General features: G+C 71.7%; 27 protein-coding genes. 5 read left to right on the forward strand and 22 right to left on the reverse strand.

The annotated features are described in order from the left end of the window. Positions 1-462: 462 nt before the first annotated feature. Genes H504_RS37720 through H504_RS0129955 form a run of 3 tightly spaced genes read left to right on the forward strand, consistent with a single transcriptional unit; the run spans position 463 to position 3,250 of the window. Complete coding sequence (locus H504_RS37720; protein WP_035306846.1) at positions 463-1,578, forward strand: FAD-dependent monooxygenase; 1,116 nt, start codon at positions 463-465, stop codon at positions 1,576-1,578. Positions 1,579-1,590: 12 nt separating this feature from the next. Beyond that, positions 1,591-2,331 carry a hypothetical protein gene (locus H504_RS0129950; protein ID WP_026425803.1) on the forward strand — a complete coding sequence of 247 codons (741 nt, stop codon included), beginning with the start codon at positions 1,591-1,593 and terminating at the stop codon, positions 2,329-2,331. A gap of 46 nt (positions 2,332-2,377) precedes the next feature. Further along, positions 2,378-3,250: a 1,4-dihydroxy-2-naphthoate polyprenyltransferase gene (locus H504_RS0129955; protein ID WP_026425804.1), complete on the forward strand. Its 873-nt coding sequence runs from the start codon at positions 2,378-2,380 to the stop codon at positions 3,248-3,250. On the opposite strand, the gene cds1 is transcribed toward H504_RS0129955, so the two are convergent. From cds1 to H504_RS0129970, 3 genes are read right to left on the reverse strand one after another with little or no spacing between them, the layout of a single operon-like run. Then, positions 3,247-4,338, reverse strand: a complete 1,092-nt coding sequence (gene cds1 / locus H504_RS0129960) for an L-cysteine desulfhydrase Cds1 (protein ID WP_026425805.1) — start codon at positions 4,336-4,338, stop codon at positions 3,247-3,249. The genes H504_RS0129955 and cds1 overlap by 4 nt on opposite strands. 49 nt (positions 4,339-4,387) lie before the next feature. Further along, a complete protein-coding gene (locus H504_RS0129965) occupies positions 4,388-4,690 on the reverse strand; it encodes a DUF4229 domain-containing protein (RefSeq protein WP_026425806.1) in 303 nt (100 codons plus the stop codon). A 9-nt stretch (positions 4,691-4,699) separates the two neighbouring features. Next, the gene (locus H504_RS0129970) at positions 4,700-5,161 is read right to left on the reverse strand and encodes an Lrp/AsnC family transcriptional regulator (protein WP_026425807.1); all 462 of its coding nucleotides are present in this window, start codon (positions 5,159-5,161) and stop codon (positions 4,700-4,702) included. A gap of 157 nt (positions 5,162-5,318) precedes the next feature. Between H504_RS0129970 and H504_RS0129975 the strand changes: the two genes are divergently transcribed. Further along, positions 5,319-5,525: a BldC family transcriptional regulator gene (locus tag H504_RS0129975; protein ID WP_026425808.1), complete on the forward strand. Its 207-nt coding sequence runs from the start codon at positions 5,319-5,321 to the stop codon at positions 5,523-5,525. Positions 5,526-5,714: 189 nt separating this feature from the next. After that, on the forward strand, positions 5,715-5,906 hold the full coding sequence (locus H504_RS0129980; RefSeq protein ID WP_026425809.1) for a hypothetical protein: 192 nt from the start codon (positions 5,715-5,717) through the stop codon (positions 5,904-5,906). Positions 5,907-5,956: 50 nt separating this feature from the next. Here H504_RS0129980 and H504_RS37725 read toward each other — a convergent pair whose 3' ends face one another. The 19 genes from H504_RS37725 to H504_RS0130080 all read right to left on the reverse strand — a co-directional run bounded on the left by H504_RS37725 (position 5,957) and on the right by H504_RS0130080 (position 23,200). Beyond that, a complete protein-coding gene (locus tag H504_RS37725; RefSeq protein ID WP_425394092.1) occupies positions 5,957-7,330 on the reverse strand; it encodes a MinD/ParA family ATP-binding protein in 1,374 nt (457 codons plus the stop codon). A gap of 355 nt (positions 7,331-7,685) precedes the next feature. Further along, a complete protein-coding gene (gene ccsB, locus H504_RS0129995; protein ID WP_026425810.1) occupies positions 7,686-8,648 on the reverse strand; it encodes a c-type cytochrome biogenesis protein CcsB in 963 nt (320 codons plus the stop codon). After that, positions 8,649-10,142 (reverse strand): cytochrome c biogenesis protein ResB, encoded by a 1,494-nt coding sequence (gene resB, locus H504_RS0130000; protein ID WP_084468411.1) that lies wholly within the window; start codon positions 10,140-10,142, stop codon positions 8,649-8,651. It lies immediately after the preceding gene. 47 nt (positions 10,143-10,189) lie between these two features. Next, on the reverse strand, positions 10,190-10,960 hold the full coding sequence (locus tag H504_RS0130005) for a cytochrome c biogenesis CcdA family protein (RefSeq protein WP_026425812.1): 771 nt from the start codon (positions 10,958-10,960) through the stop codon (positions 10,190-10,192). Between the two features lie 81 nt (positions 10,961-11,041). Next, a complete protein-coding gene (locus H504_RS0130010; RefSeq protein WP_026425813.1) occupies positions 11,042-11,611 on the reverse strand; it encodes a TlpA family protein disulfide reductase in 570 nt (189 codons plus the stop codon). Then, entirely contained in the window at positions 11,608-12,237 is a 630-nt protein-coding gene (locus H504_RS0130015; RefSeq protein WP_026425814.1) for a histidine phosphatase family protein, read from the reverse strand. Before H504_RS0130015 ends, H504_RS0130010 begins: the two co-directional genes overlap by 4 nt. Then, on the reverse strand, positions 12,234-13,541 hold the full coding sequence (hemL, locus tag H504_RS0130020; protein WP_035306856.1) for a glutamate-1-semialdehyde 2,1-aminomutase: 1,308 nt from the start codon (positions 13,539-13,541) through the stop codon (positions 12,234-12,236). The genes H504_RS0130015 and hemL overlap by 4 nt, the downstream gene beginning before the upstream one ends. Positions 13,542-13,587: 46 nt before the next feature. Continuing rightward, complete coding sequence (locus tag H504_RS37730) at positions 13,588-13,965, reverse strand: hypothetical protein (protein WP_026425816.1); 378 nt, start codon at positions 13,963-13,965, stop codon at positions 13,588-13,590. Positions 13,966-13,977: 12 nt separating this feature from the next. Beyond that, complete coding sequence (locus tag H504_RS0130030) at positions 13,978-14,373, reverse strand: hypothetical protein (RefSeq protein ID WP_157440722.1); 396 nt, start codon at positions 14,371-14,373, stop codon at positions 13,978-13,980. 85 nt (positions 14,374-14,458) lie between these two features. Continuing rightward, a complete protein-coding gene (locus H504_RS0130035; protein WP_026425818.1) occupies positions 14,459-14,992 on the reverse strand; it encodes a hypothetical protein in 534 nt (177 codons plus the stop codon). Between the two features lie 129 nt (positions 14,993-15,121). Beyond that, on the reverse strand, positions 15,122-15,655 hold the full coding sequence (locus H504_RS37735; RefSeq protein WP_157440723.1) for a hypothetical protein: 534 nt from the start codon (positions 15,653-15,655) through the stop codon (positions 15,122-15,124). A 9-nt stretch (positions 15,656-15,664) separates the two neighbouring features. Continuing rightward, positions 15,665-16,144, reverse strand: coding sequence for a hypothetical protein (locus H504_RS37740; protein ID WP_051386404.1), 480 nt, complete (start codon positions 16,142-16,144; stop codon positions 15,665-15,667). Then, positions 16,141-16,629, reverse strand: a complete 489-nt coding sequence (locus H504_RS0130050; RefSeq protein WP_157440724.1) for a hypothetical protein — start codon at positions 16,627-16,629, stop codon at positions 16,141-16,143. The genes H504_RS37740 and H504_RS0130050 overlap by 4 nt, the downstream gene beginning before the upstream one ends. A 25-nt stretch (positions 16,630-16,654) precedes the next feature. Beyond that, positions 16,655-17,632: a porphobilinogen synthase gene (gene hemB, locus H504_RS0130055; protein WP_026425820.1), complete on the reverse strand. Its 978-nt coding sequence runs from the start codon at positions 17,630-17,632 to the stop codon at positions 16,655-16,657. Between the two features lie 57 nt (positions 17,633-17,689). Continuing rightward, on the reverse strand, positions 17,690-19,222 hold the full coding sequence (locus tag H504_RS0130060; protein ID WP_026425821.1) for a bifunctional uroporphyrinogen-III C-methyltransferase/uroporphyrinogen-III synthase: 1,533 nt from the start codon (positions 19,220-19,222) through the stop codon (positions 17,690-17,692). A gap of 20 nt (positions 19,223-19,242) precedes the next feature. After that, positions 19,243-20,199, reverse strand: coding sequence for a hydroxymethylbilane synthase (gene hemC, locus H504_RS0130065; RefSeq protein WP_026425822.1), 957 nt, complete (start codon positions 20,197-20,199; stop codon positions 19,243-19,245). After that, complete coding sequence (locus H504_RS0130070) at positions 20,187-21,533, reverse strand: glutamyl-tRNA reductase (RefSeq protein WP_084468389.1); 1,347 nt, start codon at positions 21,531-21,533, stop codon at positions 20,187-20,189. The genes hemC and H504_RS0130070 overlap by 13 nt, the downstream gene beginning before the upstream one ends. Beyond that, positions 21,530-22,339, reverse strand: a complete 810-nt coding sequence (locus H504_RS0130075) for a redox-sensing transcriptional repressor Rex (RefSeq protein WP_026425824.1) — start codon at positions 22,337-22,339, stop codon at positions 21,530-21,532. The genes H504_RS0130070 and H504_RS0130075 overlap by 4 nt, the downstream gene beginning before the upstream one ends. Before the next feature lie 192 nt (positions 22,340-22,531). Continuing rightward, complete coding sequence (locus tag H504_RS0130080; RefSeq protein WP_026425825.1) at positions 22,532-23,200, reverse strand: fasciclin domain-containing protein; 669 nt, start codon at positions 23,198-23,200, stop codon at positions 22,532-22,534. Between the last annotated feature and the right edge of the window lie 37 nt (positions 23,201-23,237).

Below are 23,237 nucleotides of genomic sequence, written 5' to 3' on the forward strand. Positions count from 1 at the left end.
GGCTAAAAGGCGGGGCCACTGGAAAGCGTGGCCTTACCCGCCGGCCGGCTTAGGCCACCGCTCCCCCCAAACAAAACAACTTCACCACAACGGGCGGTTGGGATCGGCGGGTTTCGAGGCGCGTGGGGTGGGCTGGCGGCCTTCGTCGATAAGGCGTTGGGTTTGAGGGGTGCGGTGCAGGAGTGGCGCTTCGTCGATGAGGGGTGAGTTCTGTTTTTTTTGGGGGGGCGCTGTGTGAGTTGGTCGTGGTGGGTGTTCTCGTGTGGGTGGGGGTGATGTGAGGGGAGGTGACCCCGGGGTGGAGGAGGTCGTCGCGGGCGAGGGGGCTGACAGGGGTGGCGTTGGGGGTGGGGATCGGGGGAGAAGTCAACCGGGGTCCGGATCTTGCCCTTGCCACGGGGCGGGCGGCGCGCTACGTTGGCGTTACTGCGTAGGGGATAAACAGAGCAGGGGGAGTATCTGATGCGGTCCGTTTTGATCTCGGGGGCCAGTGTCGCGGGGCCTGCGTTGGCGTACTGGTTGGGGAGGCACGGGTTTGCGGTGACCGTCGTCGAGCGGGCGGAGGGGCCTCGGCGGGGTGGGCAGGCGATTGATGTGCGGGGGGCGGCGCTGAGTGTCGTCGAGTGGATGGGGGTGCGGGACGCGGTCGCGGCGCGGAGTACCGACATGCGGGGGATGTCCTTTGTCGACAGTGAGGGCACCGAGCTGCACCGCTCGACCGAGGAGACGTTGACCGGGGGGCGGATCGACAGCCCGGACATCGAGATCCTGCGCGACGACCTGGCCGAGATCCTGCTGGGCATCGCGCCCGCCGAGTACGTCTACGGCGACACGATCACCGCCATCGAAGACCGCGGGGACGACGTGCTGGTCACCTTCGAAAACGCGGAGCCGCGCGGGTTCGACCTGGTGGTGGGGGCCGATGGGCTGCACTCCCGGGTGCGGGCGCTGGCCTTCGGCGACGAGGGCGACTACATCCACCACCTCGGGGTCTACCTGGCCGTGTTCACCATGGACAACATCCTCGGTCTGGACCACTGGCAGACCTACTACCGGACCGAGACCGTGATGGCGGGCATCTACAGCGCCCGCGCCAACACCGAGGCGCGCGGTCTGCTCGGGTTCGAGGGGACCGACCTCGGCATCGACCACCGCGACCTGCGGGCCCAGCGGGACGAGCTGACCAAGCGGTTCGACGGGGCGGGGTGGAAGGTCCAGGAGATGCTCGACGCGATGCTGGTCGCGCCGGACTTCTACTTCGACTCGATGGCGCAGATCAAGATGGACCGGTGGTCGTCCGGTCGGGTCGCGCTGGTCGGGGACGCGGGCTACTGCGGGTCGCCGATGTCCGGGCAGGGCACGAGCATGGCACTGGTCGGGGCGTACGTGCTGGCGGGTGAGCTGTCCCGCACCGACGACCACGCGGCCGCGTTCGCCGCGTACGAGGCCAAGATGCGCCCGTTCGTGGAGTTGAATCAGACCCTCGTCGAGCGGATGTCGGAGCAGGAGCCCAACCACGAGGCGCTCCAGGAGGCGGCGAACGGAATCTCGCTGGAGCGCTACCCGACGACCCGCTAACGTCCGACAACCATGGACCTCGCCATCACGACGCTCGCGCGGCGGCCGGACCTGGAGTCCAAGCTCGACGACTTCGACGGTGGCTGGCCGGAGTTCATGAAGCACGACCCGGTGGCCGGGGTGTACTTCTGGCTCGCCCCGCTGCACTACCCGGAGTACGTCCTGCTCGCCTACGACCGCGACCACCCGGACGAGTTGGTCGCGAAGGGGTTCAGCGTGCCGTTCCACTGGACCGGGGACGCGCTGCCGGTCGACGGGTGGGACTGGGTGCTGCGGCGGTCGGCCATCGGGCGCGCGTTGGGCGAGGAACCGAACCTGGTGTCCGCCGTGGAGATCAACGTGCGGACGGACCTGCGTGGGGCGGGTTTGTCGTCGGTCATGCTGGCCGCGCTGCGGGACAACACCCGCGCGCTCGGGTTCGACGCGCTGGTCGCCCCGGTCCGGCCGAACGGCAAACCCGACCACCCCGGGGTCCCGATGGCCGACTACGTGACGTGGACCCGCGACGACGGGTTGCCGGTCGACCCGTGGCTGCGGGTCCACGTGCGCGCGGGCGGGGTGGTCGAGTCGGTCGCCACCCGGTCGATGGCGATCGCGGGGACGCTCGCCGAGTGGCGGGAGTGGACCGGGCTGCCGTTCGACCGGACCGGATCCGTGCTGGTCCCCGGGGCCTTGGTGCCGGTGCACTGCGACGTCGAGCACGACCACGCCGTCTACGTGGAGCCGAACGTGTGGATTCGCCACAAGACGTGACGATCCCCTCACCGCCCGCCCGGTCCGGATCGGTGAAGATGGACCGATGGCGACAGTCGCGGAGTGGATCGAGGGCGCCCGGGTGCGCACCCTGCCGAACTCGGTGGCCCCGGTGTTGGTCGGCGCGGGCACGGCCGCCGCGGTCGGCGCGTTCTCCTGGGTCCGCTCGCTGCTCGCCCTGGTGGTGTCGCTGGCCCTGCAGGTCGGGGTGAACTACGCCAACGACTACTCCGACGGGGTGCGCGGCACCGACGCCGTCCGGGTCGGACCGTTGCGGCTGGTCGGTTCCGGCGCCGCCGCTCCGGGCACGGTGAAGGCGGCCGCGTTCGCCTGCTTCGGTCTCGGCGCGGTGGCCGGGCTGCTGCTGGTGTCGCTGTCCGGGCACTGGTGGCTGGTGGCGATCGGCGCGGCCTGCATCGCGGGCGCCTGGTTCTACACCGGCGGCGAACGCCCCTACGGCTACTCGGGGTGGGGCGAGGCGGCCGTGTTCCTGTTCTTCGGCCTCGTCGCCGTGCTCGGCACCGAGTACGTGCAGGCCGACAAGGTCACCTGGCTGGGTGTCGCGGGCGCTGTCGCGATGGGGTCGTTCTCGGCGGCCGTGCTCGTGGCGAACAACCTGCGCGACGTGCCGACCGACCGGGTCGCGGGCAAGAACACGATGGCGGTGCGGCTCGGCGAGGCCCGAACCCGTGTCCTGTACCAGGTTCTGGTGTCCGTCCCCTTCGTCGTGACGGTGGTCGCCGCCGTGCACACGCCGGTCGCGCTGGTCGGTCTGCTCGCCGCCGTCTTCATCGGCCCGTCGTCGCGGCGGGTGGCGCGCGGTGACGTGGGCCTGGCGTTGATCCCCGTGCTGAAGGAAACCGGCCTGGCGATGCTGACCTGGGCCGTGGCCACCGCCGTCGCGGTCGGGCTCGGCTAGCCGTTCCAAGTACCGGTGGCCAGGAACTCGTCCAGCACCGCGTGGTATGGGGTCGTATCGATCCCTTGCGCGGCAAGCCATTCGTCGTCGTAGTAGGTGTGCGAGTACCGCTCGCCACCGTCGCACAGCAGCGTGACGACGCTACCGGTGGTCCCGGCCGCCTTCAGCTCCGCGACGATCTCGAAGGCGCCCCACAGGTTCGTCCCGGTCGACCCGCCGACCCGGCGGCCGAGCACCCGCTCCACCCGGCGGATCACCGCGATCGACGCCGCGTCCGGCACCTTGATCATCCGATCGATGACCTGGCCGAGGAACGACGGCTCCACCCGCGGCCGCCCGATGCCCTCGATCCGCGACCCGCGGCACCCGGTCAACCCGGGTTCGGTGTCCCGCCAGGCGTCGAAGAACACCGAGTTCTCCGGGTCGACCACGGCCAGCCGGGTGGTCAGCCTGCGGTACCGGGTGTAGCGGCCGATGGTCGCGCTCGTCCCGCCGGTGCCCGCGCCGACCACCACCCACGCCGGTTCCGGGTCCGGTTCGAGCGCCATCTGGTCGAAGATCGACTGGGCGATGTTGTTGTTGCCCCGCCAGTCGGTGGCCCGCTCGGCGTGGGTGAACTGGTCGATGAAGTGCCCGCCCAACTCGGCCGCCAGGTCCCGGGACGCCGCGTAGATCCGGGTGGGCTCGTCCACGAAGTGACATCGGCCACCCTGCCGCTCGATCAGGGCGATCTTCTCCGGGCTGGTGGTGCGCGGCATGACGGCGATAAAAGGCAGACCCAACATCCGGGCGAAGTACGCCTCGGACACGGCCGTCGACCCGGACGACGCCTCGATCACCGGGGTGCCTTCCACGATCCAGCCGTTGCACAACGCGTACAGGAACAGCGACCTGGCCAACCGGTGCTTGAGCGAGCCAGTGGGGTGGGTTGACTCGTCCTTGAGGTAGAGCCGCACGCCCCACTCGGCGGGAAGCGGGAACGGGAGCAGGTGGGTGTCGGCGCTGCGGTTCGCGTCGGCCTCGATCACGCGCACGGCCTCGCACACCCACGCCCGGGTCTTGTCGCTGCACCGATCCACGGCAGTCATGTACCAACATTAACGCCGAGCTGCGACTACGCCACCCGTCGATCGGGTGCTACAGCTCACCGCGCAACTGCGCGCGCAACCGGTCGCGCTCGGCATTGCGGGTCGCGTGCCGGGCGGCCAATCCGGCGGTGATCCGGCTGTTCAGGCCGCGGAACAGCAACACCCCCAGCGGGAACCCGGCCACCAGGCCGACGGCCACCGCGACCAGCAGCGGGATGTCGAACAGCACCAGCACCCAGGCCACCGCCGCCACCAGAACCACCCGCAGCGCGGTGTAGAGCGCCAGGTCACGGCCGAGGTGACCGTCCGGGCGCCGCTCGGTCTCCGCCTCGGGAAGGGCTGCCTCGTCCACGCCCCGAGGTTACCCCTCGTCCTCCTCGGTCACCGGGTTCGGCCTGCCCTCGAACCGGGTGGACAACACGACCGTCGACCGGGTCCGCGCCACCCCCTTGATCCGGCGCAACCGGCCGAGCGCGCGCTCCAGGTCGTCCACTGTGGCCACCCGCACCTTGACCACGAACGCCTCGTCACCGGCCACCCGGTAGCACGACTCGACCTCGGCCAACTCCCCCAGCGCGTCGGCCACCTCCTCGTCGTCCGCGGTGTCCGTGGGGTGGATGCTGACCAGGGCGGTGACCCCGAGACCAACCGCCCTCGGGTCGACCTGGGCGTGGTAGCCGGTGATCACCCCGGAGGACTCCAACTTGCCGACGCGCTCGTGCACGGCCGAGGCGGAGAGACCGACCTGGCGACCGAGATCGGCGTAGGTGACCCGGCCGTTGGTGCGCAGCGCGGCGATGATGCGGCGATCGACAGTGTCCACGGGGGGCAAGCGTACGGCGTGCGCAAACCCTGTCCGAACCGGCCGTTTTGTCCCTTACTACCTCTTTACCATCAGCCAACCGTTCGAGTACCCGATGGTCGAAGTGCCACGATGCTCCTGTTTCACCCCTGATCGACCGGACCCCAAGGAGGCCGCGATGACCGTCGCGCACGTCGGAGAACGGCTGTTGACCCCGGGCGAGGTCGCCGCCCTGTTCCGGGTCGACCCCAAGACGGTGACCCGCTGGGCCACCGCCGGTCGGATCGGCTCCATCCGCACCCCGGGCGGACACCGCCGCTTCCGCGAGTCCGAGGTGAAGACCCTGCTCGCCGAGTTGACCACCGAGGCGACCGAGTCCAACTGAGTCGACTTCTCCCGCCACCCGCCCCCACTTCCCCACCCGGCATCGTTCCCGGCTTGGCAGGGCACGTTCCGGCGCCGTCCCCGGCCTGGCGGGTCCGGGGCTTCGGTTGTCGGGTACGCCTCCCGGGTCCCCGGAAGGCGGCTAACCTCGATGGCTCGGACACGGGTCCGGGTTCGGAGGGTGGCACCCATGCTCTACCTGCTCGCCGCGGTCGGTGCGATCACCGTGGCCGTCCTGCTCTGGCGGGCGTTCGGCCCGCGCACCGCCGGTGTGGCGCAGCGCCGCGGGCCGGTGGTGGCCCCGGACGACGACCCGGAGTTCCTCCGCGGTCTGGAGAAGTTCCGCCGCCGGGACGACGGTGACGACCCGCCGCCGAAGTAGCACCGGGCGCACGCCCAGCTCAGCCGGGAGTCGGCCGAGCTGGGCCGGGCTCAGCGGGGGCGCGGGCCGCCCGCGAAGTCGTCGGCCACGGTGGCGGCCATCTCCAGCAGCGCCAACCTGGTCTCCGCGGCCAACCGCTCCAGTTCGATCTCCGCGCCCTCTTCCAGGTGCGGGTCGAACGGGATGCGGCACACCGCGCGGCAGCGGGCGCCGAAGTGCTGGGCCAGCTTGTCCAGGTCGACCGAGCCCGACTTCGGCCGCACCGAGTTGATCACCGCGACCGAACGGGACACCAGCGCGCGGTAGCCGTGCGCGTCCAACCAGTCCAGCGTCGCCGACGCGCTGCGGGCGCCGTCGACCGAACCGGACGACACGATCACCAGCGAGTCGGCCAAGTCGAGCACGCCCTTCATCGCCGAGTGCATCAAACCGGTGCCGCAGTCGGTGAGCACGATGTTGTAGAAGTGCTCCAGCAGCGACACCGTGCGCCGGTAGTCGTCCTCGCTGAACGCCTCCGACACGGCCGGGTCCTGCTCGCTGGCCAACACCTCCAGCCTGCTCGGGCCCTGCGAGGTGTACGCCCGGATGTCGCTGTACCGGCGGATCCGGCCCGCGTCGCGCAGCAGGTGCCGGACGGTGGCGGTGGTCTCCAACGGGATCTTCTGGCTCAGCGTGCCGCGGTCCGGGTTGGCGTCGACCGCGATGACCCGGTCGCCGCGCAGCGACGAGAAGGTCGAGCCGAGGGTGGTGGTCGTGGTGGTCTTGCCCACCCCGCCCTTCAGGCTCAACATGGCGATCTTGTAGCACCCGCGCAGCGGCTGGTTGACCCGGGCGATCAGCTCCCGCCTGCGGATCTCCGCCGGGCTCTCGCCGACGTTGATCAGCCGACCGCTGGCCACGTACACCGCCTTGCGCCAGCCCGACTGCGGCGTCCGCCTGGTCTGCTTGAGCAACCGCGCCGACGACAGCTCCTCGCCGTGCTGGCTGCCCGGGTCGGCGTAGTAGCCGACCTGGTGCGGGCCGGTGCTGGCGGGGTTGGGCGCGTACGGGTTCTGCGGCGGCACCGGCCCCGGCGGCGGGAACTGCTGCATCGGCGGCGGGTACTGGTGCCCCGGCGGACCACCCACCGGCCTGCCCGCGTGCGCCTGAGCGGGATGCGGCTGACCCGCGTACTGCTGACCGGGGTGTTGCTGGGCCGGGTGCTGTTGGGGCGAGTGCTGTTGGGCCGGGTGCTGCTGGACAGCCTGGTGGACGGGGTGCGGCTGGTTCGCCTGCGGCTGGTTGGGGATGAGCTGGTGCGGGCCGGACTGCGCCGGGTGCGGCGCCCGCGCGTGCGGCGGCGCTCCGGGTACTCCAGGCGCTCCCTGCGGCCCGCCCGCCTGCCCGTGCTGACCCGGGTGCCCGTGCTGACCCGGCTGGTGCACCGGCGGCCTGCCGTGCTGCGGCGGCTCGGGGGCGGGCGGCGCGTACAGGTCGGTCTGGTCCGGCGACTGCTCGGCGGGCGCGGACTCGGCGGAGTCGGTGCCCGCCTCCTCGGCCAGGTGCGACTCGGCCAGCTCCGGCGCCGGACCGAAGTCGGGGGTCGGTTGCCCGGTGGGCTCGGGCACCACCGGCGGCCGCCAGGCCGCCTCGGACTCGTCATGGCGTCCAGTCACCCGTGCGACCCTCCCGCGAACTCGCGACCCTGTGATGGCGACGGTAGTCGCTCACCGCGTCCCCCACCGAAACGGGGTGACGCGGTGTGCACGGGCAAGAGCAGGTGAGAGGGCCTGCGGGTGACTACTTGGCGTACGAGTGCAGGCCCGCGATCACCAGGTTGATGAAGAACAGGTTGAACACGATCAGCCCGAAGGCCACCGAGTTGATGACCGCGGCCCGACTGCCCCGCCACCCGGCGGTCGCCCGGGAGTGCAGGTACCCGGCGTAGACGACCCAGGCCACGAAGGCCACCGTCTCCTTCGGGTCCCAGCCCCAGAACCGGCCCCAGGCCGACTCGGCCCAGATCGCGCCGCAGATGATCCCGAACGTGTAGATCGGGAAGGCGAAGATCGTGGTGCGGTAGGCGAGCCGGTCCAGCGAGTCGGCCTCGGGCAGCCGCGGGCCGAGCTTGGCGAACCGGGCCGGGTCGCCGTCGTGCGCGACCCGCACCAGGTAGAGCAGGCTGACCACGCCGGGCACCAGCAGCAGGCCGCTGGACAGGATCGCCGCCGACACGTGGATGACCAGCCAGTACGACTGCAGCGCGGGCTGGACCGGGGCGGCGGCGGTGTAGAGCGCGGTGCCGCCGAGGAACATCAGGATCACGACCGGGGTCAGCACGAACGCGCCGAGTCTGCGCACGTCGAACTTGCGCAGCAGCACCAGCCAGGTCACGACGGCCACAAGCATCGCCGAGGCGCCGTACTCGTACATGTTGCCCCAGGGCGCCCGGTGCGTCGCGACCCCGCGCAGCGCCACCGACGACAGGTGCAGCAGCGCGCCGAGGACGGTCAGCGCGACCGCCATCCGCCCGAACCGCTCGGGCCGGTCCGGTGCGCTGGGCTTGTCGATGCGGCCGATCTTGGGCGTCGGGTCGACCGGGGCGCCCGCCCCGACCAGTTCCCGCGCGACCCCCTCGGACTTCTTCGCGCGGCGGGTGAACGCCTGCTCGAAGGTGTACAGGACCATGGCGAACACGTAGACGAGCGCGGCGGCGCCGTAGAGCCAGTCGCTGTAGTTGGCCAGCGTCTCGTTGACCGGCATCTAGCCATCCCTCCTGGGACCGAGCAGCTTGGCTGCAAGCCTGTGGAACTCCTCGCCGTAACCCGCCTGGTCGGTGCGGGCGAGACCACCGACGGCCACCACGGTACGACCCTCACCGTCCGGGGTCGCGCGGACCCACAGCCTGCGCCTGCGGATCCGCAGCGACACGCCGAGGCCGAGCACCATGCCGACCGCGAAGCAGAGCACCCACACCTGGGTCGGGTCGTGCGAGACCTGCAGCGACACCCAGGGCACCACCCCGTCGAAACTGATCTTGGTGCCGTCGTCCAGGGTGATCACGCCGCCCGGTTTCAGGTTCTCCCTGGCCACCCTGGTCAGTCGGCCGCTGTCCACCAGGGACTGGTCGATCTGGAAGATGGACTGGCCGCGGCCGGAGTCGATGCCCAGGTCGCCGCGCATCACGTCGACCGCGACCGCCGGGTCCGAGAGCGACGGGTGGCTGGAGGTGAGGATCTTGTCCTGGATCAGCGCGGTCGGCGCGAACAGGCCGGTGATCGCGATCTGCTTCTTCCGCCGCTCCTCGGCGTCGGTCACCCCGGGCGGGTCGAACTTGGTGGCGCCCTCGGAGAGCAGCGTCAGGTTGTCCACCGGGCGCCACTGGATGGTCTGGGTGCGCTTCTGGCCGTCCGGGAAGGTGACCGTGAACGTCGGCGCGTAGCCGTGGCCCAGCAGGTAGACCCGGTCGCCGACGGTGCGCAGCGGGTCGTTGACGCGCAGGTCGTAGGGGCGCCAGGTGTTGGTGTCGAGGTCGCCGCCCGCCTGGTAGTCGACCTTGGCGGCGAACTGCTCGGCCTGGCCGTTGGGCAGGTACGTCGCGTCGAAGCTGTTCACCCGCACGCAGAACGGGTCCAGGTTCGTGCCGTCCACCCGCAGGCCGGGCCGGAACGAGTCGTAGCCCAGGGTCCCGGAGTTGCAGAACTGGTCACCGTCGGCGATCACGATGACCTGGCCCTCGTAGTTGAACATCTTCCCGAGGGCCAGGGCGACGATCAGGCCCAGCATGGCGAAGTGGAAGACCAGGTTGCCCGCTTCGCGCAGGTAGCCCTTCTCGGCGCTGACGCTGCGGGCGCCGTCGTCCTCCTCGCGCTCGACCAGCCGCCACCCCTTGAGGGCCTTGCCCGCGTCGGCCATGACCTGCTGGGGCGTGGCGTCCAGGTCGGCGGTCTCGTGGTGCGGCAGGCGCTTCAGGTTCCTCGGCGTCAGGACCGGCTTGGCGCGCAACGCCTTGGCGTAGTCGACCGTGCGCGGCAGCAGGCAGCCGACGAGCGAGATGAACAGCAGCAGGTAGACCGCGGAGAACCAGACGCTGGCGTAGACGTCGAAGAACTGCAGTTTGTCGAGCAGCCGCCCCCACCAACCGTGCGCGTCGATGTAGTCCAACGCCCTCGGCAGGTTCAACGACCGCTGCGGCAGCAACGCGCCCGGCATCGCCGCCAGCGCCAGCAGGAAAAGCAGGATCAACGCGGTCCGCATCGAGGTGAGGCCGCGCCACGTGTTGCGCAGGAACGCGCCGAGCCGCCTCACAGGGGCAGCTTGAAATCGGAGACGAGAGCGTTCTGCACCCAGGACACGATGTCACCCCACAAACCGGTCACCAGCAGAACCCCGACCACGAACAGCAACCCGCCGCCGAACAACTGGATCCCCCGCGCGTGCGTCCGCAGCCACGCCGTCGCCCGCACCGCCCACCGCGCCCCCAACGCGATCACCAGGAACGGGATCCCCAAGCCCAGGCAGTACACGAAAACCAGCAGGTACCCGCGCGCCGCCGCCGACCCGGTCGACGCCGCGATCGACATCACCCCGGACAGGGTCGGACCGAGGCACGGCGTCCACCCCAGGGCGAAGATGCCGCCCAGGACGGGCGCGCCCGCCAAACCGAACCGCGGTACCCGGTGAAACCGGATGTCCCGCTGCATACCGGGAATGAGCCCGATGAACACCAACGACATCGCGATGGTCAACACACCGCCGAGCCGCTGGAACAGGTCCTGGTTGACCAGGAGCGCGTCCGCCAGCCAGACCAGGCTGCCGATCGTCAGCGCGAACACGACGGTGAACCCGAGGACGAAGAGGCCGACCGCGCCGAGAACCCGGTAGCGACCCTTCTTCTTCCCCTCGTCGTCGTTCACCGCGGGCGCGTCGGCGCCCACCAAAGCAGCCAGGTAGGCGAGATAACCGGGTACCAGGGGGACGACGCACGGCGACGCGAACGAGATGAACCCGGCCACCAGCGAGACCCCGGCCGCCAGGATCAGCGGGCCGGAGGCGGCCAGTTGGGTGGGATCCACCCGGTCAGCGTAGGGAAGCGAATCTGAGGGTCGGCCGGGGGTGCGGCCCGGGTGGTGCTGGGTCACACTCCGACGGGGCGGTCACTCGGCGGTGAGCCGGTCGATCAGCGGGATGAGGTCGGTGGCGAGCAGGTCGCGCATGAAGGCGGCGGCCACCCGGCCCTGCTTGTCCAGGACGAAGGTCGCGGGGACGACCGCGCGCGGGTAACCCTTCAGCGCGAGCAGGGTTTTGCCGGGAGGGTCGTATATGGACGGATACGTGATGCTCCGGTCGCGGAGGAAGTCCTGGGGGGCCTGGCGCTCGTTGTCGCGGACATCGATGCCGATGATCTGCGTGGACGCGGCGTACTTGTCCTGGACCTTCTGCAGTTCGGGGGTTTCCAGCCTGCACGGTCCACACCACTGGCCCCAGATGTTGAGGACGACGACCTTGCCCCGGTACGCGGCCACCGAGATCTGCGCGTCGTCCGACAGGGACGGACCGGTGAGGTTGGGCATGGGTTTGCGGTCGGCGCCGTCGTAGGTGATGTCGGTCTTGCCGCCGGGCGAGACGAAGACGAAGTCGGTGCCCGCTTCGACGGCGTCCTTCGACGTGGAGCAGGCGGACACGAGCAGCAAGGCGCCCAGCACAGCGGCGGCGAGGCGCATCAGGCCCCCGTGTTCTTGGGGTCGCTGGTGCCCGCGGGCTCGGCGTAGCTGATCCGGACCAGGCGTTCGTCGTCGAAGTGCAGACTGGTCAGGGAGGCGAGGGAACACTGGCGGTTGCGGGGGTCGTGCCACAGGCGCTTCCCCTCCAGGTACCGCCGTAACGTCCACACGGGAAGCTGGTGCGACACGCACACGGCCTCGTGGCCGACGGCGGCGGCGCGGGCGCGGTGGGCGGCGGCGAGCATCCGGTGCGCGATCTGCAGGTACGGCTCGCCCCAGGACGGGGTGAACGGGTCGCGCAGGTACGGCCAGTTGCGCGGGTCGCGCAGCGCGCCGTCGCCGACCGAGACGCGCTTGCCCTCGAACACGTTCGCCGACTCGATGAGCCGGTCGTCGGTCGCCAACTCCAGGCGGTGCGACCCGGCGATGGGGCCCGCGGTCTCCTGGGCGCGCTGCAGCGGGGACGCGACGACGTGGGTGATGTCGTGGTCGGCGAGGTACTCGGCGACGGTCAGCGCCTGGCGCTTGCCGGTCTCGGACAGCCGGAACCCGGGCAGCCTGCCGTAGAGGACGCCGGTCGGGTTGTGCACCTCGCCGTGGCGGAGCAGGTGGACGATGGTCTTGGTCACGCGGGCTCCTCGGCGGCAGCGGCGGCGGACGCGGCGTGCGGCAACGCCGCGGCGATCTGCTCGAAAGCGGCGTCATCCAGGGCGGCGCTGACGAACCACGCCTCGAACGCGCTCGGCGGCGCGTACACGCCATGGTCGAGCATGGCGTGGAAGAACGCCGGGAACCGCCAGGTGGCGGCCGCCTTCGCGGACGCGTAGTCGATCACCGGGTCCTCGGTGAAGAACACGCTGAGCAGGTTGCCCGCGTACTGGACCCGGTGCGGCACACCGGCCGCCGACAGCGCGCCGGTGATCAGCCCGCCGAGCCGCTCCGCGTTGTCGTCCAGCGCCTGGTAGACCGAGGCGTCCGCGGCGGTCAGCGTGGCCAGCCCCGCGGCGACCGCGACGGGGTTACCGGACAGCGTGCCCGCCTGGTAGACCGGACCGACCGGGGCGAGGTGGGCCATGATGTCGGCGCGACCGCCGAAGGCCGCCGCCGGGAGACCGCCGGACATGACCTTGCCGAAGGTGTAGAGGTCGCCGTCGACCCCGTCGATGCCGTGCCACCCGGCCGCCGAGACGCGGAAGCCGGTCATCACCTCGTCCATGATCAGCAGCGCGCCGTGCTCGCGGGTGACCTCGCGCAGGCAGGCGTTGAACCCGTCGACCGGGGCGACCGCGCCCATGTTTCCCGCCGCGGCCTCGGTGATCACCGCGGCGATGGTCGGGCCGTGCTCGGCGAACGCGGCCCGCACGGCGGCCAAGTCGTTGTACGGCAACACGAGCGTGTCCTCGGCCTGCGCCCCGGTGACGCCCGGGGTCGTCGGCAGGCCGAGGGTCGCCACCCCGGAGCCCGCCTCGGCGAGCAGCGCGTCCACGTGGCCGTGGTAGCAGCCCGCGAACTTCACCACCCGCTTGCGGCCGGTGAACCCGCGGGCCAGCCGGATCGCGCTCATCGTGGCCTCGGTGCCGGAGTTGACCAGCCGCACCTGGGCGACCGGCGCCACCCGGCGGATGAGCTCCTCGGCGAGGTCGATCTCACCCGGGGTCGGGGTGCCGAAGGACAGCCCGGCGGCCGCGGCCGACCGGACCGCGTCGACCACCGCGGGGTGCGCGTGGCCGAGGATCATCGGCCCCCAGGAGGCGACCAGGTCGACGTAGCGGTTGTCGTCGGCGTCCCACAGGTAGCAGCCCAGGCCGTTGACCATGAACCGCGGCGTCCCGCCGACGGCGTTGAAGGCGCGCACCGGCGAGTTGACCCCGCCCGGGATCACCGCCTTGGCCCGGTCGAACAGGGCGGCCGAGCCGCGCACGTGTGCCTGCACGTCTGTCACCGGTCCAGTCTCGCAAACCCGGGCCGGGTGGCCGCGCTCACGCCCTGGTGCGCACCGCGAGGGCCAGTTGGCGGCCCGCGTCGAGCAGCAGCAACCCGGCGACGGTGGCCGCGCCGACGGCGGCGCCCAGCCAGTTGCCCGCGAAGTGCTCGAAGTCCAGGTCGGGGCGCTCGGCGACCTTCGCCAGCGGCTGGGTGCCCTGGTCGAACAGCCGGAACGTGACCCACACCAGCACCGCGACCAGCACGACCTCCAGCCCGGCGACGACGGCCCGGCGCGGTTGGTTGAGCCCGACCGCCCGGTCGGGTTCCGGCCAGTCCAGCCCAGCGGTCCCGGTGACTTCGGTCTCGGTGACTTCGGGCCTGCTGACTTCAGGCCCAGTGACGTCGGGCTCGGTGGGCGGCTGCGTGGTCACCCGGTCAGCTTCTCATGCCCCGCCGACGGGCAACTCGGCGAAGTAGGCGCGCGCGTCCACCCGCAACAGCAGCGTGACCACGGCGACCCAAACCGCCACCACGAACAGGAACAGGTAGAACGCCATCGGCGAGGTGTGCGCGTTGGCCGCGTCCGGGGTGCAGAGCGCGGCGACCAGGGCGACCAGCATCAGCACCAGCCGCGCCCACTGCCTGCCCGAGTGGACCGGCCAGGCGAGCACCAGGGCGGCGACGGCGGACGCGCCCGCCCCGTAACCGAGGTAGCCCAGCGGCCGGTCGGCGGTGGCCACCACCGCCCCGGTGAGCACCGCGCAGAGCACGGCCCCCCAGACGGCGATGGTCACCGCGAGGGGTCTACCGGGACTGTGGTCCGGGGTGGGCTCGGTCACGCGAGTTATGTAGCCCCGGGACCGCCCCGTGTTACGAGGCGATCGCCACGTCGGTGGCGGCGTCCCGAATCGGTTCACCCGCCCTCTACGAGGGGTGTCCCGTCCGCCTGCCCGCCTCGAAGTAGTCCTTGGCATCCTTCGTGTACAGGAAGTACACGACCGTGCCGAGCAGCAGGAGCTGCAGCGCGTTGAACACCAGGGTGAGGCCCGAGCCGCCGGAGACCAGGTTCAACCCGAGCAGCACCACGTGCACGACGGCCACGATCGACACGACGTTGCGCGCCCAGTTGCGGCCCGACCGCAGCGGGAACCCGAACAGGCCGTAGACGACGCACGGGACGAGGGCGAGCACGAGGGCGGTGGTGAAGCTGGAGGTCATCAGTGAGTCGACGTTGGCCGCGGTGACCGGTTTGCCGCTGTCCCGCACGACCTGCTCGGAGACGGCGCGGAAGCCGTCGCGGCCGACGGAGACCACCAGGACCAGGATGACCAGGTTCAGCGTGGCCTCCAGCACCAGCAGCGCGAACGCGGCGGTCACCGCCCTGGGCCGGGCGGCGCGCGGCGCGGACGCGGTCTGGACTGGCGGCGGGGCGTCGTACTCGGGTCCACCGGTGGTCATGGCGCGACGCTATTGCCTCCGGACATCGACCGCATTCCGGTCAGGCCGTCCCATACGAACCGCGCAGGGCGGCGGCCACGCGGCCACCGCCCTGTCGAGGTCGTGCGTCTGGGGACCCGGAGCCGAGAGCTACCGGCGGCGGTTGGTCTCGAAGTAGGCCTTGCTGTCCGCGGTGAACATGTAGTAGACCGCGCCACCGATGAGCAGGATCTGCACGACGCTGACCACGATGGCCAGCGGCGCGGTGCCCTCGGTGGTGAGGCTGAGCACGCTGAGCAGGATCGCCAGGATGCCGAGGATGGCCAGGGTCATCCGCGCCCAGTTGCGGCCCGCGCGCATCTTGAACGCGAACAGGAAGTACAGCGCGAACAGGATGACCGCGACGACGGCCGCGAACACCAGGCTGGCGGTCAGTGCCTTGTCCAAGTCGGCGTCGCTGGCGAACTTCCCGGAGGCGCGCAGGCTGTCGCGCACCGTGTCCTTGCTGACGGTGAAGCTGATGATCGAGCCGACCAGGCCGATGACCGCGTTCACCACGAACAGCAGGAACGCCGTGTCGACCGACTTCGGCCGCACGGCGGTGACCGGCTGTTCGTTGAGCGGCGGCGCCGACGGCATCGGCTCGTACGGGTTGTTCTGGGGACCAGGGCCACTAGATGTCATGGGGAGAAGTTATTGCTTCCTGAGAGTTTCCGCGCCCCCGTTCTCGGGGTGTTCACCGGTGACCAACGGCCGCAGGGCGGCGACCAGCGCCGCCGGGTCGCGCGCCCAGCCCAGGACCACGCTGCCGTCGTCGAGTTCGACCGGCACCTCGGTGGTCTTCTTCGGCACGGTCCACCCGCCGCCCAGTGGCCTGGCCCCGACCGGGGCGCCGACGTCGGTGACCGCCCTGATGTCCTTGACCGGCAGCGATTCCCGGCCCTGGCGCAGCGTGGCGGGGGTCAACACGACCCGGCAGATCTTGCGCCGGGCGCTGACCCACGCCGCCGTCATGCCGAACAGGACCAGACCAACGACCACCCACGCGAGCCCGTGCACCGGACCGGTGAGCGCCTCGACGACGGCGCCCGCCACGCAGAACACGGGTCCCCAGAGCACCGGCCACCACGTCGACCCGGGCTCGGCGTAGAGCACGGGACCGTAGTCGGTCACCGGTCGACCGCGAAGTACCGGCGGGCCCCCCGCCCGTAGAGCAACCCGACGGCGATCAGGATCAGCAGCGCGCTGAGCAACCCGTAGATCGTCACCCGGCCCACGGAGTACTGGAACAGCACCCCGAAGACGGCCAGCACGAGCAGCAACGCCCGCGCCTTCCGCACCCCCCGCCGCGCCTGGTAGGCCAGCAGCAGGAAGAACCCCAGGAAGACGATCGACCCGAGCAGCAACCACCAGGACAGGCCCTTGGCGGTCTGCAGGACGTCGAACGCGCTCATGTCCTGCCCGGCCTGCCGCGCCCGCTCCGCCTCCCGCCGCGCCCAGTCCTCCCGCAACGCGAAGAACAGCGCGGCGCCCAGGACGCCGACCGCGCCCGCGACCACCCAGAGCCAGAACGAGACCCGCACCGACCGCGGCGGGTCCGTCCGCCCCTCCGCCTCGTCGGCGGTGGGCATGACCGGGGGTTCTTCTGGCACCGTCACCCGCGCGAAGATACCCGCTCCGGGATCAGTGCTCGGACAGCCAGCCCGCGACCTCGGTGGCCCAGTAGGTGAGGATGACGTCCGCGCCTGCCCGCCGGATCGAGGTGAGCGATTCCATGATCGTGCGGCGGCGGTCGAGCCAGCCGTTCGCGGCGGCGGCCTCGACCATCGAGTACTCGCCGGAGACCTGGTAGGCGGCGACCGGCACGTCGGCCAGCTCGCGGACCGCCCGGATCACGTCGAGGTAGGCCAGGGCGGGCTTCACCATGACCAGGTCCGCGCCCTCGTTGAGATCCAGGGTGGTCTCGCGCAGGGCCTCCCTGGCGTTGCCCGGGTCCTGTTGGTAGCTCATCCGGTCACCGACCAGTTGCGACTCGACGGCGTCGCGGAAGGGGCCGAAGAACGCCGACGCGAACTTGGCGGAGTAGGCGAGGATGCCGGTGTCGATGTGGCCCGCGGTGTCCAGGGCCTCCCGGACGACGCCGACCTGGCCGTCCATCATGCCGCTGGGGCCGAGGTAGTGGGCGCCCGCGTCGGCCTGGGCGAGGGCCATGTCGGCGTAGACCGCGAGGGTGGCGTCGTTGTCGACGTCGCCCTTGTCGTCCAGGACGCCGCAGTGGCCGTGGTCGGTGAACTCGTCGAGGCACAGGTCGGACATGAGGACCGTGTCGTCGCCGAGCTCGGCGCGCAGATCACGCAGGGCGACGTTGAGCACGCCGTCCGGGTCGATCCCGCCGGAGCCGGTGGCGTCCCGGGTGAGCGGCACGCCGAACAGCATGATCCCGCCGACTCCCGCCTGCACGGCCTCGACGGCGGCCTTGCGCAGCGAGTCGCGGGTGTGCTGGACGACGCCGGGCATGCTCGCGATCGGGACGGGCTCAGTGGCACCTTCCTTGACGAACATGGGGAGGACCAACTGCCGGGGCCGCACCTCGGTCTCGCTGACCAGGCGGCGCAGCGCGGGGGTCCGGCGGAGCCTGCGCGGGCGGTGGTTGGGGAACATCGGGAGCCTCTCGAAGCGCACGGGCGGCGTGCCGGGGCACACCGCCCGTTGTCGGTCCTAGCGCCGCGCGCGCTTGGTCTTGCGCGGCGGGGGCAGCGCCCCCTCGGCCCGCAACCGGGCCGCGTGTTCGGCGAGCGCGTCCACCAGGGCGGGCACGGTCGCGTGCTCGGGTTGCACGTCCACCCGCAGGCCGAACTCGCGGGCGGTCTCGGCGGTCTTCGGGCCGATGCAGGCCACCAGGGTCCGCGCGTGCGGCTTGCCCGCGATGCCGACCAGGTTCCGCACGGTGGACGACGAGGTGAAGCACACCGCGTCGAACCCGCCGGTCTTGATCATCTCGCGGGTCTCGGCCGGTGGCGGCGCGGCGCGCACGGTGCGGTACGCGGTCACGTCGTCGATCTCCCAGCCGCGGTCGCGCAGACCGGCGGCCAGTGTCTCGGTGGCGATGTCCGCGCGCGGCAGCAGCACCCGCTCGACCGGGTCGAGGATGTCGTCGTACGGCGGGAAGTCGGCGAGCAGGCCCTCGCTGGACTGCTCGCCGGAGGGCACCAGTTCGGGGTTGATGCCGAACGAGCGCACCTTGGCCGCGGTGGCCTCGCCGACGCAGGCGATCTTGACGCCGGAGAAGGCGCGGGCGTCCAGGCCGAACTCGGCGAACTTCTCCCACACCGCGCGGACCGCGTTGGTCGAGGTGAAGATGACCCATTGGTAGCGGCCGTCGACCAAGCCCTTGACCGAGCGCTCCATCTGCGCGGGGCTGCGCGGCGGCTCGACCGAGATGGTCGGGACCTCGCTGGGGATGGCGCCGTGCAGGTGCAGCCGCTCGCTCATCTCGCCCGCCTGGTCCTTGGTGCGCGGCACCAGGACCCGCCAGCCGTAGAGCGCGCGCGACTCCCACCAGGACAGCTTCGACCGCTGCGCGACGACCTGCCCGACGGTGACCACCAGGTGCCCGGACATCTCGCCCGCGTCGGCGGCCAGCGAGGCGAGCGTGGTGTCGATGGTGCGCTGGCTCGTGTTGGTGCCCTCGGCGGTCACCGCGACCGGGGTCTGCGCGGCCAGGCCGTGCTCGACCAGCGACGACGCGGCCTCGGCCAGGTGGCTGGCGCCCGCGTGCAACACCAGCGGACCGGGCACACCGGCCAGCCCCGCCCAGTCGATGTCACCGCGGACGTCGACCTCGGTGTGCGTGGAGCCCAGCGCGATGCCCGCGTACGCCGGGACGGCGGTGGCGGCGGACACGCCGGGGATGACGTCGAACACCGCGCTGGTGCGGGCCACGGCCTGCGCCTCGGCCACCACCGCGGAGTGGGTCAGCGGGTCGCCCGCGACCAGGCGGACCACGACCCGGCCCGCCTTGGCCTCGGCGGCCAGGTCCTTGGCGACGTCGGCGGGTTGGCCGACGGCGGGCCGCACCTCCGCGCCGGGTCGGGCCAACGCCAACACGCCGGAGGGAACATCGGGGTCGGTCACCACTAGCTCCGCGCGCTCCAGCAGTTCTTTCGCGCGGACGGTGAGCAGTCCCGCGTCGCCGGGGCCGGAGCCGACGAAGGCGACGCGTCCGGGGGACTTTCGTGCACGGGTGGTCATGTCAGGCCACTTCCCATCAACTACGCCTCGGGACCGGAGAGCACCCCGGCCCCGAGTTCCAGCAGCTCGGCGGCCAGCGCCCGGCCGAGCTGCGCTCCTGCGGTCAGGTCACCGGTGGCCGAGGCGCGCATGACGTCGACCGCCCCGGCCGGGTCGGTCGGGTCGTACGCGGCGGCGACCCCGCGCAGCGACAGGCGGTACACCACCTTGTCGTCGGCGTCGAGGTCTTCCACCACCTCGGCCAGTGCGCCAACCGGCGCGCTGCAGCCTGCCTCGAGCGCGGCGAGCATCGCGCGTTCGGCGGCCACCGCGGCGCGGGTGGCTTCATCGTCCACTGTGGACTGGAGCAGGTGCTCGACGTCGACGTCGTCGACGCGGCACTCGACAGCCAACGCCCCTTGTGCGGGCGCGGGCAGCATCTGGATCGGGTCGAGGGTCTCGGTGATCTCGGCGAGCCTGCCGAGCCGGGCCAGGCCGGCTCGGGCGAGGACGACGCCGTCCAGCTCACCGTTGGCGACCATCGCGATCCGGGTGTCCACGTTGCCGCGGATCGGCACGATCTCGTGCCCGAGGCCCAGCGCGCGCAACTGCGCGGCGCGGCGGGGCGAGCCGGTGCCGATCCGCGCGCCGGGGGGCAGCTCACCCAGGGTGAGGCCGTCCCGGGCGACCAGCGCGTCCCGCGGGTCCTCGCGGAGCGGGACCGCGGCGAGCGAGAGCCGGGGGTCCGGCGCGGTGGGCAGGTCCTTGTACGAGTGCACGGCCACGTCGACGGTGCCGTCGGCGAGGGCGTCGCGCAGCGCGGAGGTGAACACGCCGACGCCGATCTCGGCGATCGGCGCGCTGGAGCGGTCACCCGGGGTGGACACCGTGATGATCTCCACCCGGGCGCCCGCGCGGGTCAGCGCGTCGGCGACGGTGCCGGTCTGGGTCAGGGCGAGCGCGCTGCCGCGCGTGCCGATCCGGATCACTCGGTCCACGGGGCACCACCGTCCACAAGAGACTGAACTGGCAAGGCGGCCGCGTCGTCCGGCGCGGCGACGGACGCGGGCTTCTGCGGGTCCAACTGGAACAGTTCGCGCAGCGCCTCGGCGTACCCGGTCCCACGCGGTCCGGAGGCGAGTTCCTTCACCCGGACCGTGGGGGTGTGCAGCAGCTTGTCGACCACCCGGCGGACCGTGCGGGCCAACTCGTCGCGGACCGGGGCGTCCAGGTCGGGCAGCCGCGCGTCCAAGCGCAGCAACTCGGCGTCGACGACCTCGGCGGCGCGGCGGCGCAACGCGGTGACGGTCGGGGTGACCTCGGCCGAGCGCTGCGCGGCGAGGTAGCCGCGCACCTCCTCGGCGACGATCTCGGTGGCCCGCCTCGTGTCGGCGCCGCTGGGGGCGTCGGCCAGCCTGCGCTGCAGGCTCGCCAGGTCGACGACGTGGACGCCGTTGAGGTCGGCCACGCCGTCCGCGACGTCGCGGGGCAGGCCCAGGTCGCAGATGACCAGCGGCTTGACCCTCGGGTCGAGGTGGTCCTCGGTGATGACCGCGCCGACCGCGCCGGTGCAGGACACCACCAGGTCGGCCGCGGCGATGGCGGCGGTGAGCCCGGTGAGCCCGGTCGCGCGGGCCGGAACGCCCTGCTCGCGCAGGGACGCGGCCAGCCGGGTGCCGTTGGCGTCGGAGCGGTTGGCGATGACGACCTCGCCGATGCCCGCGCGGCGCAGCGCGGCGGCGGCCAGGCCGCCCATCGAGCCCGCGCCGACGATCAACGCGCGCCGACCGGCGAGCCCGCCGAGCGCGGTGTCGGCGTCGGCCAGCGCCTCGGACACCACCGAGCCGCCGACCTGGTCCAGGCCGGTGTCGGTGTGCACCCGCTTGCCGATCCGCAGCGCCTGCTGGACCAGTTCGTGCAGGGTGCGCCCGACCGTGCCCGCCGACTTGGCGGCGCCGTAGGCCGTGCGGACCTGGCCGAGGATCTGCGACTCGCCGACGACCATCGAGTCCAGGCCCGCGGCGACGGTGAACAGGTGCTGCACCGCGGCGGCGGCGTAGTGCACGTACAGGTGTTCGTAGAGGTCTGCGGCGTCGGTGCCCGCGTGGCGGGACAGCACGCCCGCGATGTCGGCGAGCCCGGCGTGGAAGGCGTCGACGACGGCGTAGACCTCGACCCGGTTGCAGGTGGAGACCAGGACCGCCTCGGACACGTTCGGGCAGGCCAGCAGCTCGCCGAGGACCTTGGGCACGTCGGTGGCGGCGACGGTGACCCGCTCCAGCAGCCGCACCTCGGCGGAGCGGTGCGACATGCCGACGGCGATGACGCTCACGAGACCACCACCCCCGGCACGTGCCCGTTGGCCCCACCGTTCGCCTCGGCGAACGCGATCGCGTTGTCCGCGCGGCGGGCGACGTGGAAGGACAGCACCTGCAGCTCGACCGCGAGGTCGACCTTGCGGACCTCGACGTGGTCGGGCACCTGCAGCACGACCGGGGCGAAGTTCAGGATGCACTGGACCCCGGCCGAGACCAGCCGGTCGCAGACGGTCTGCGCGGCGGGCGGCGGGGTGGCGATGACGCCGATGGAGACCTCGCGCTCGGCGCACACCCGCGGGATGTCGTCGATGTGGTCGACCGGCAGCCCGCCGACGGGCACACCGACCAGGTCCGGGTCGACGTCGAACAGTGCGGTCACGGGAAAACCTCGTCCTGGGAATCCCCCATAGTTTGCCAGGGCGTGTCCCAGGTTACCGATTCCGACGACCGCGACGCTGTGTTTCCTGGTGAGTCCCAGGATTCGCTCGATCTCCTCGATCAGCACGGCCACCTCGTAGCCGACGCCGCGGGTGCCGTAGGAGCCGATGTAGGAGAGGTCCTTGCGCAGCTTCGCCGAGTTGACCCCGGCGGCGGCGGCGAGCTCCTCGCTGGACACGGTGCCCGCGCCCTGCTCCTGCATGCCGGAGAGCACCCGCAGGTAGACGGCGAGCCTGGCGACGGCGGCCTCGGGGATGGCACGGGCCCGGTCGCGGGCGGCGGGGACCTCGGTGACCCTCGGGATGGGGGTGGTGATCTCCGCGGCGGTGGGGGCGGGCGGGGTGACGCCGACCCCGTTCCGCTGGCCTCGCTGTGCCGCCACGTGAGAGCTCCTCGAGGGGTTTCCGACTCCGGGTCGCCATTACGGTACCGCTTGTGAACGTGTGCACAAAGTCGGTGGCCAGGGCCTTGGAGCTACGTCATAGGTGACCCTCGCCTCCCCCTTCCGGTGGGTGCGCGAACGGGTGGACGGCCGCGACCCGTCCACCCGTGTTGATCAACCGGCCGCGCCGGATCAGGCCTTCGGGGTCAGCACCTTGTCGATCACGAAGACGGTGGCGTTGCGGGTGGGGATGTTCCCGCACAGCACCTTGGCGCCGTCGACGGTGATGTCGTCGCCGGTGCCCGCGATGGTGATGTCGCCGCCCGCGGTGTCCAGCGACTGGACCTTCCCGGCCTTGACCAGGCCGTCGCGGTCGTAGCGCTTGGGCAGCACGTGGTACTGCAGGACCGGCGCCAACTCCTTCGGGTTGGCGGCCAACTCCTTGAACTTCGCGTCGCCGAGGGCGGTGAAGGCCGCGTCGGCGGGCGCGAACACGGTGAGGTTGTCGGTGGTGTTCAGCGTGTCGGCCAGGCCGGGGATCGCCGTGATCGCGGCAACGAGCTTGGTCAGCAGCGGGTTGGTGCTCGCGGCGGTGGCCACCGGCTGGGTGCCCATCGCGGTCAGGCCACCCGCCGTGTCGCCCTGCGGCAGGTCCTTGCAGTTGGGCCCGAACACCTCCGACGCGGTGGTCACCCCCATGCCCGACGCGTTCATCCCCGCCATGGTCGCCGGAGCTGTCGATGCCGCCGGGGCTGTCGTGGTCGTGGGGGCGCCGGAATCCTTGCTGCCACACGCGGTCACGGCCACCGCGACGACAGCGACGGCGGCGGCGACACCGAGGACCGGCTTGAACTTGCTCACCAGGATCTCCTTACAACGGGGACTGTCGCCGGGGATT

It is taken from the genome of Actinokineospora inagensis DSM 44258 (assembly GCF_000482865.1).
GTDB classification, from domain to species: Bacteria; Actinomycetota; Actinomycetes; order Mycobacteriales; family Pseudonocardiaceae; genus Actinokineospora; species Actinokineospora inagensis.

What these genes read in the sequence shown, in the direction of transcription:
- H504_RS37720 (WP_035306846.1), top strand. Translation starts at nt 463, where the DNA reads ATGCGGTCCGTTTTGATCTCGGGGGCCAGTGTCGCGGGGCCTGCGTTG.
- H504_RS0129950 (WP_026425803.1), top strand. Translation starts at nt 1,591, where the DNA reads ATGGACCTCGCCATCACGACGCTCGCGCGGCGGCCGGACCTGGAGTCC.
- H504_RS0129955 (WP_026425804.1), top strand. Translation starts at nt 2,378, where the DNA reads ATGGCGACAGTCGCGGAGTGGATCGAGGGCGCCCGGGTGCGCACCCTG.
- cds1 (WP_026425805.1), bottom strand. Translation starts at nt 4,338, where the DNA reads ATGACTGCCGTGGATCGGTGCAGCGACAAGACCCGGGCGTGGGTGTGC.
- H504_RS0129975 (WP_026425808.1), top strand. Translation starts at nt 5,319, where the DNA reads ATGACCGTCGCGCACGTCGGAGAACGGCTGTTGACCCCGGGCGAGGTC.
- H504_RS0129980 (WP_026425809.1), top strand. Translation starts at nt 5,715, where the DNA reads ATGCTCTACCTGCTCGCCGCGGTCGGTGCGATCACCGTGGCCGTCCTG.
- ccsB (WP_026425810.1), bottom strand. Translation starts at nt 8,648, where the DNA reads ATGCCGGTCAACGAGACGCTGGCCAACTACAGCGACTGGCTCTACGGC.
- resB (WP_084468411.1), bottom strand. Translation starts at nt 10,142, where the DNA reads ATGCGGACCGCGTTGATCCTGCTTTTCCTGCTGGCGCTGGCGGCGATG.
- H504_RS0130035 (WP_026425818.1), bottom strand. Translation starts at nt 14,992, where the DNA reads ATGACCACCGGTGGACCCGAGTACGACGCCCCGCCGCCAGTCCAGACC.
- H504_RS37735 (WP_157440723.1), bottom strand. Translation starts at nt 15,655, where the DNA reads ATGACATCTAGTGGCCCTGGTCCCCAGAACAACCCGTACGAGCCGATG.
- hemB (WP_026425820.1), bottom strand. Translation starts at nt 17,632, where the DNA reads ATGTTCCCCAACCACCGCCCGCGCAGGCTCCGCCGGACCCCCGCGCTG.
- H504_RS0130060 (WP_026425821.1), bottom strand. Translation starts at nt 19,222, where the DNA reads ATGACCACCCGTGCACGAAAGTCCCCCGGACGCGTCGCCTTCGTCGGC.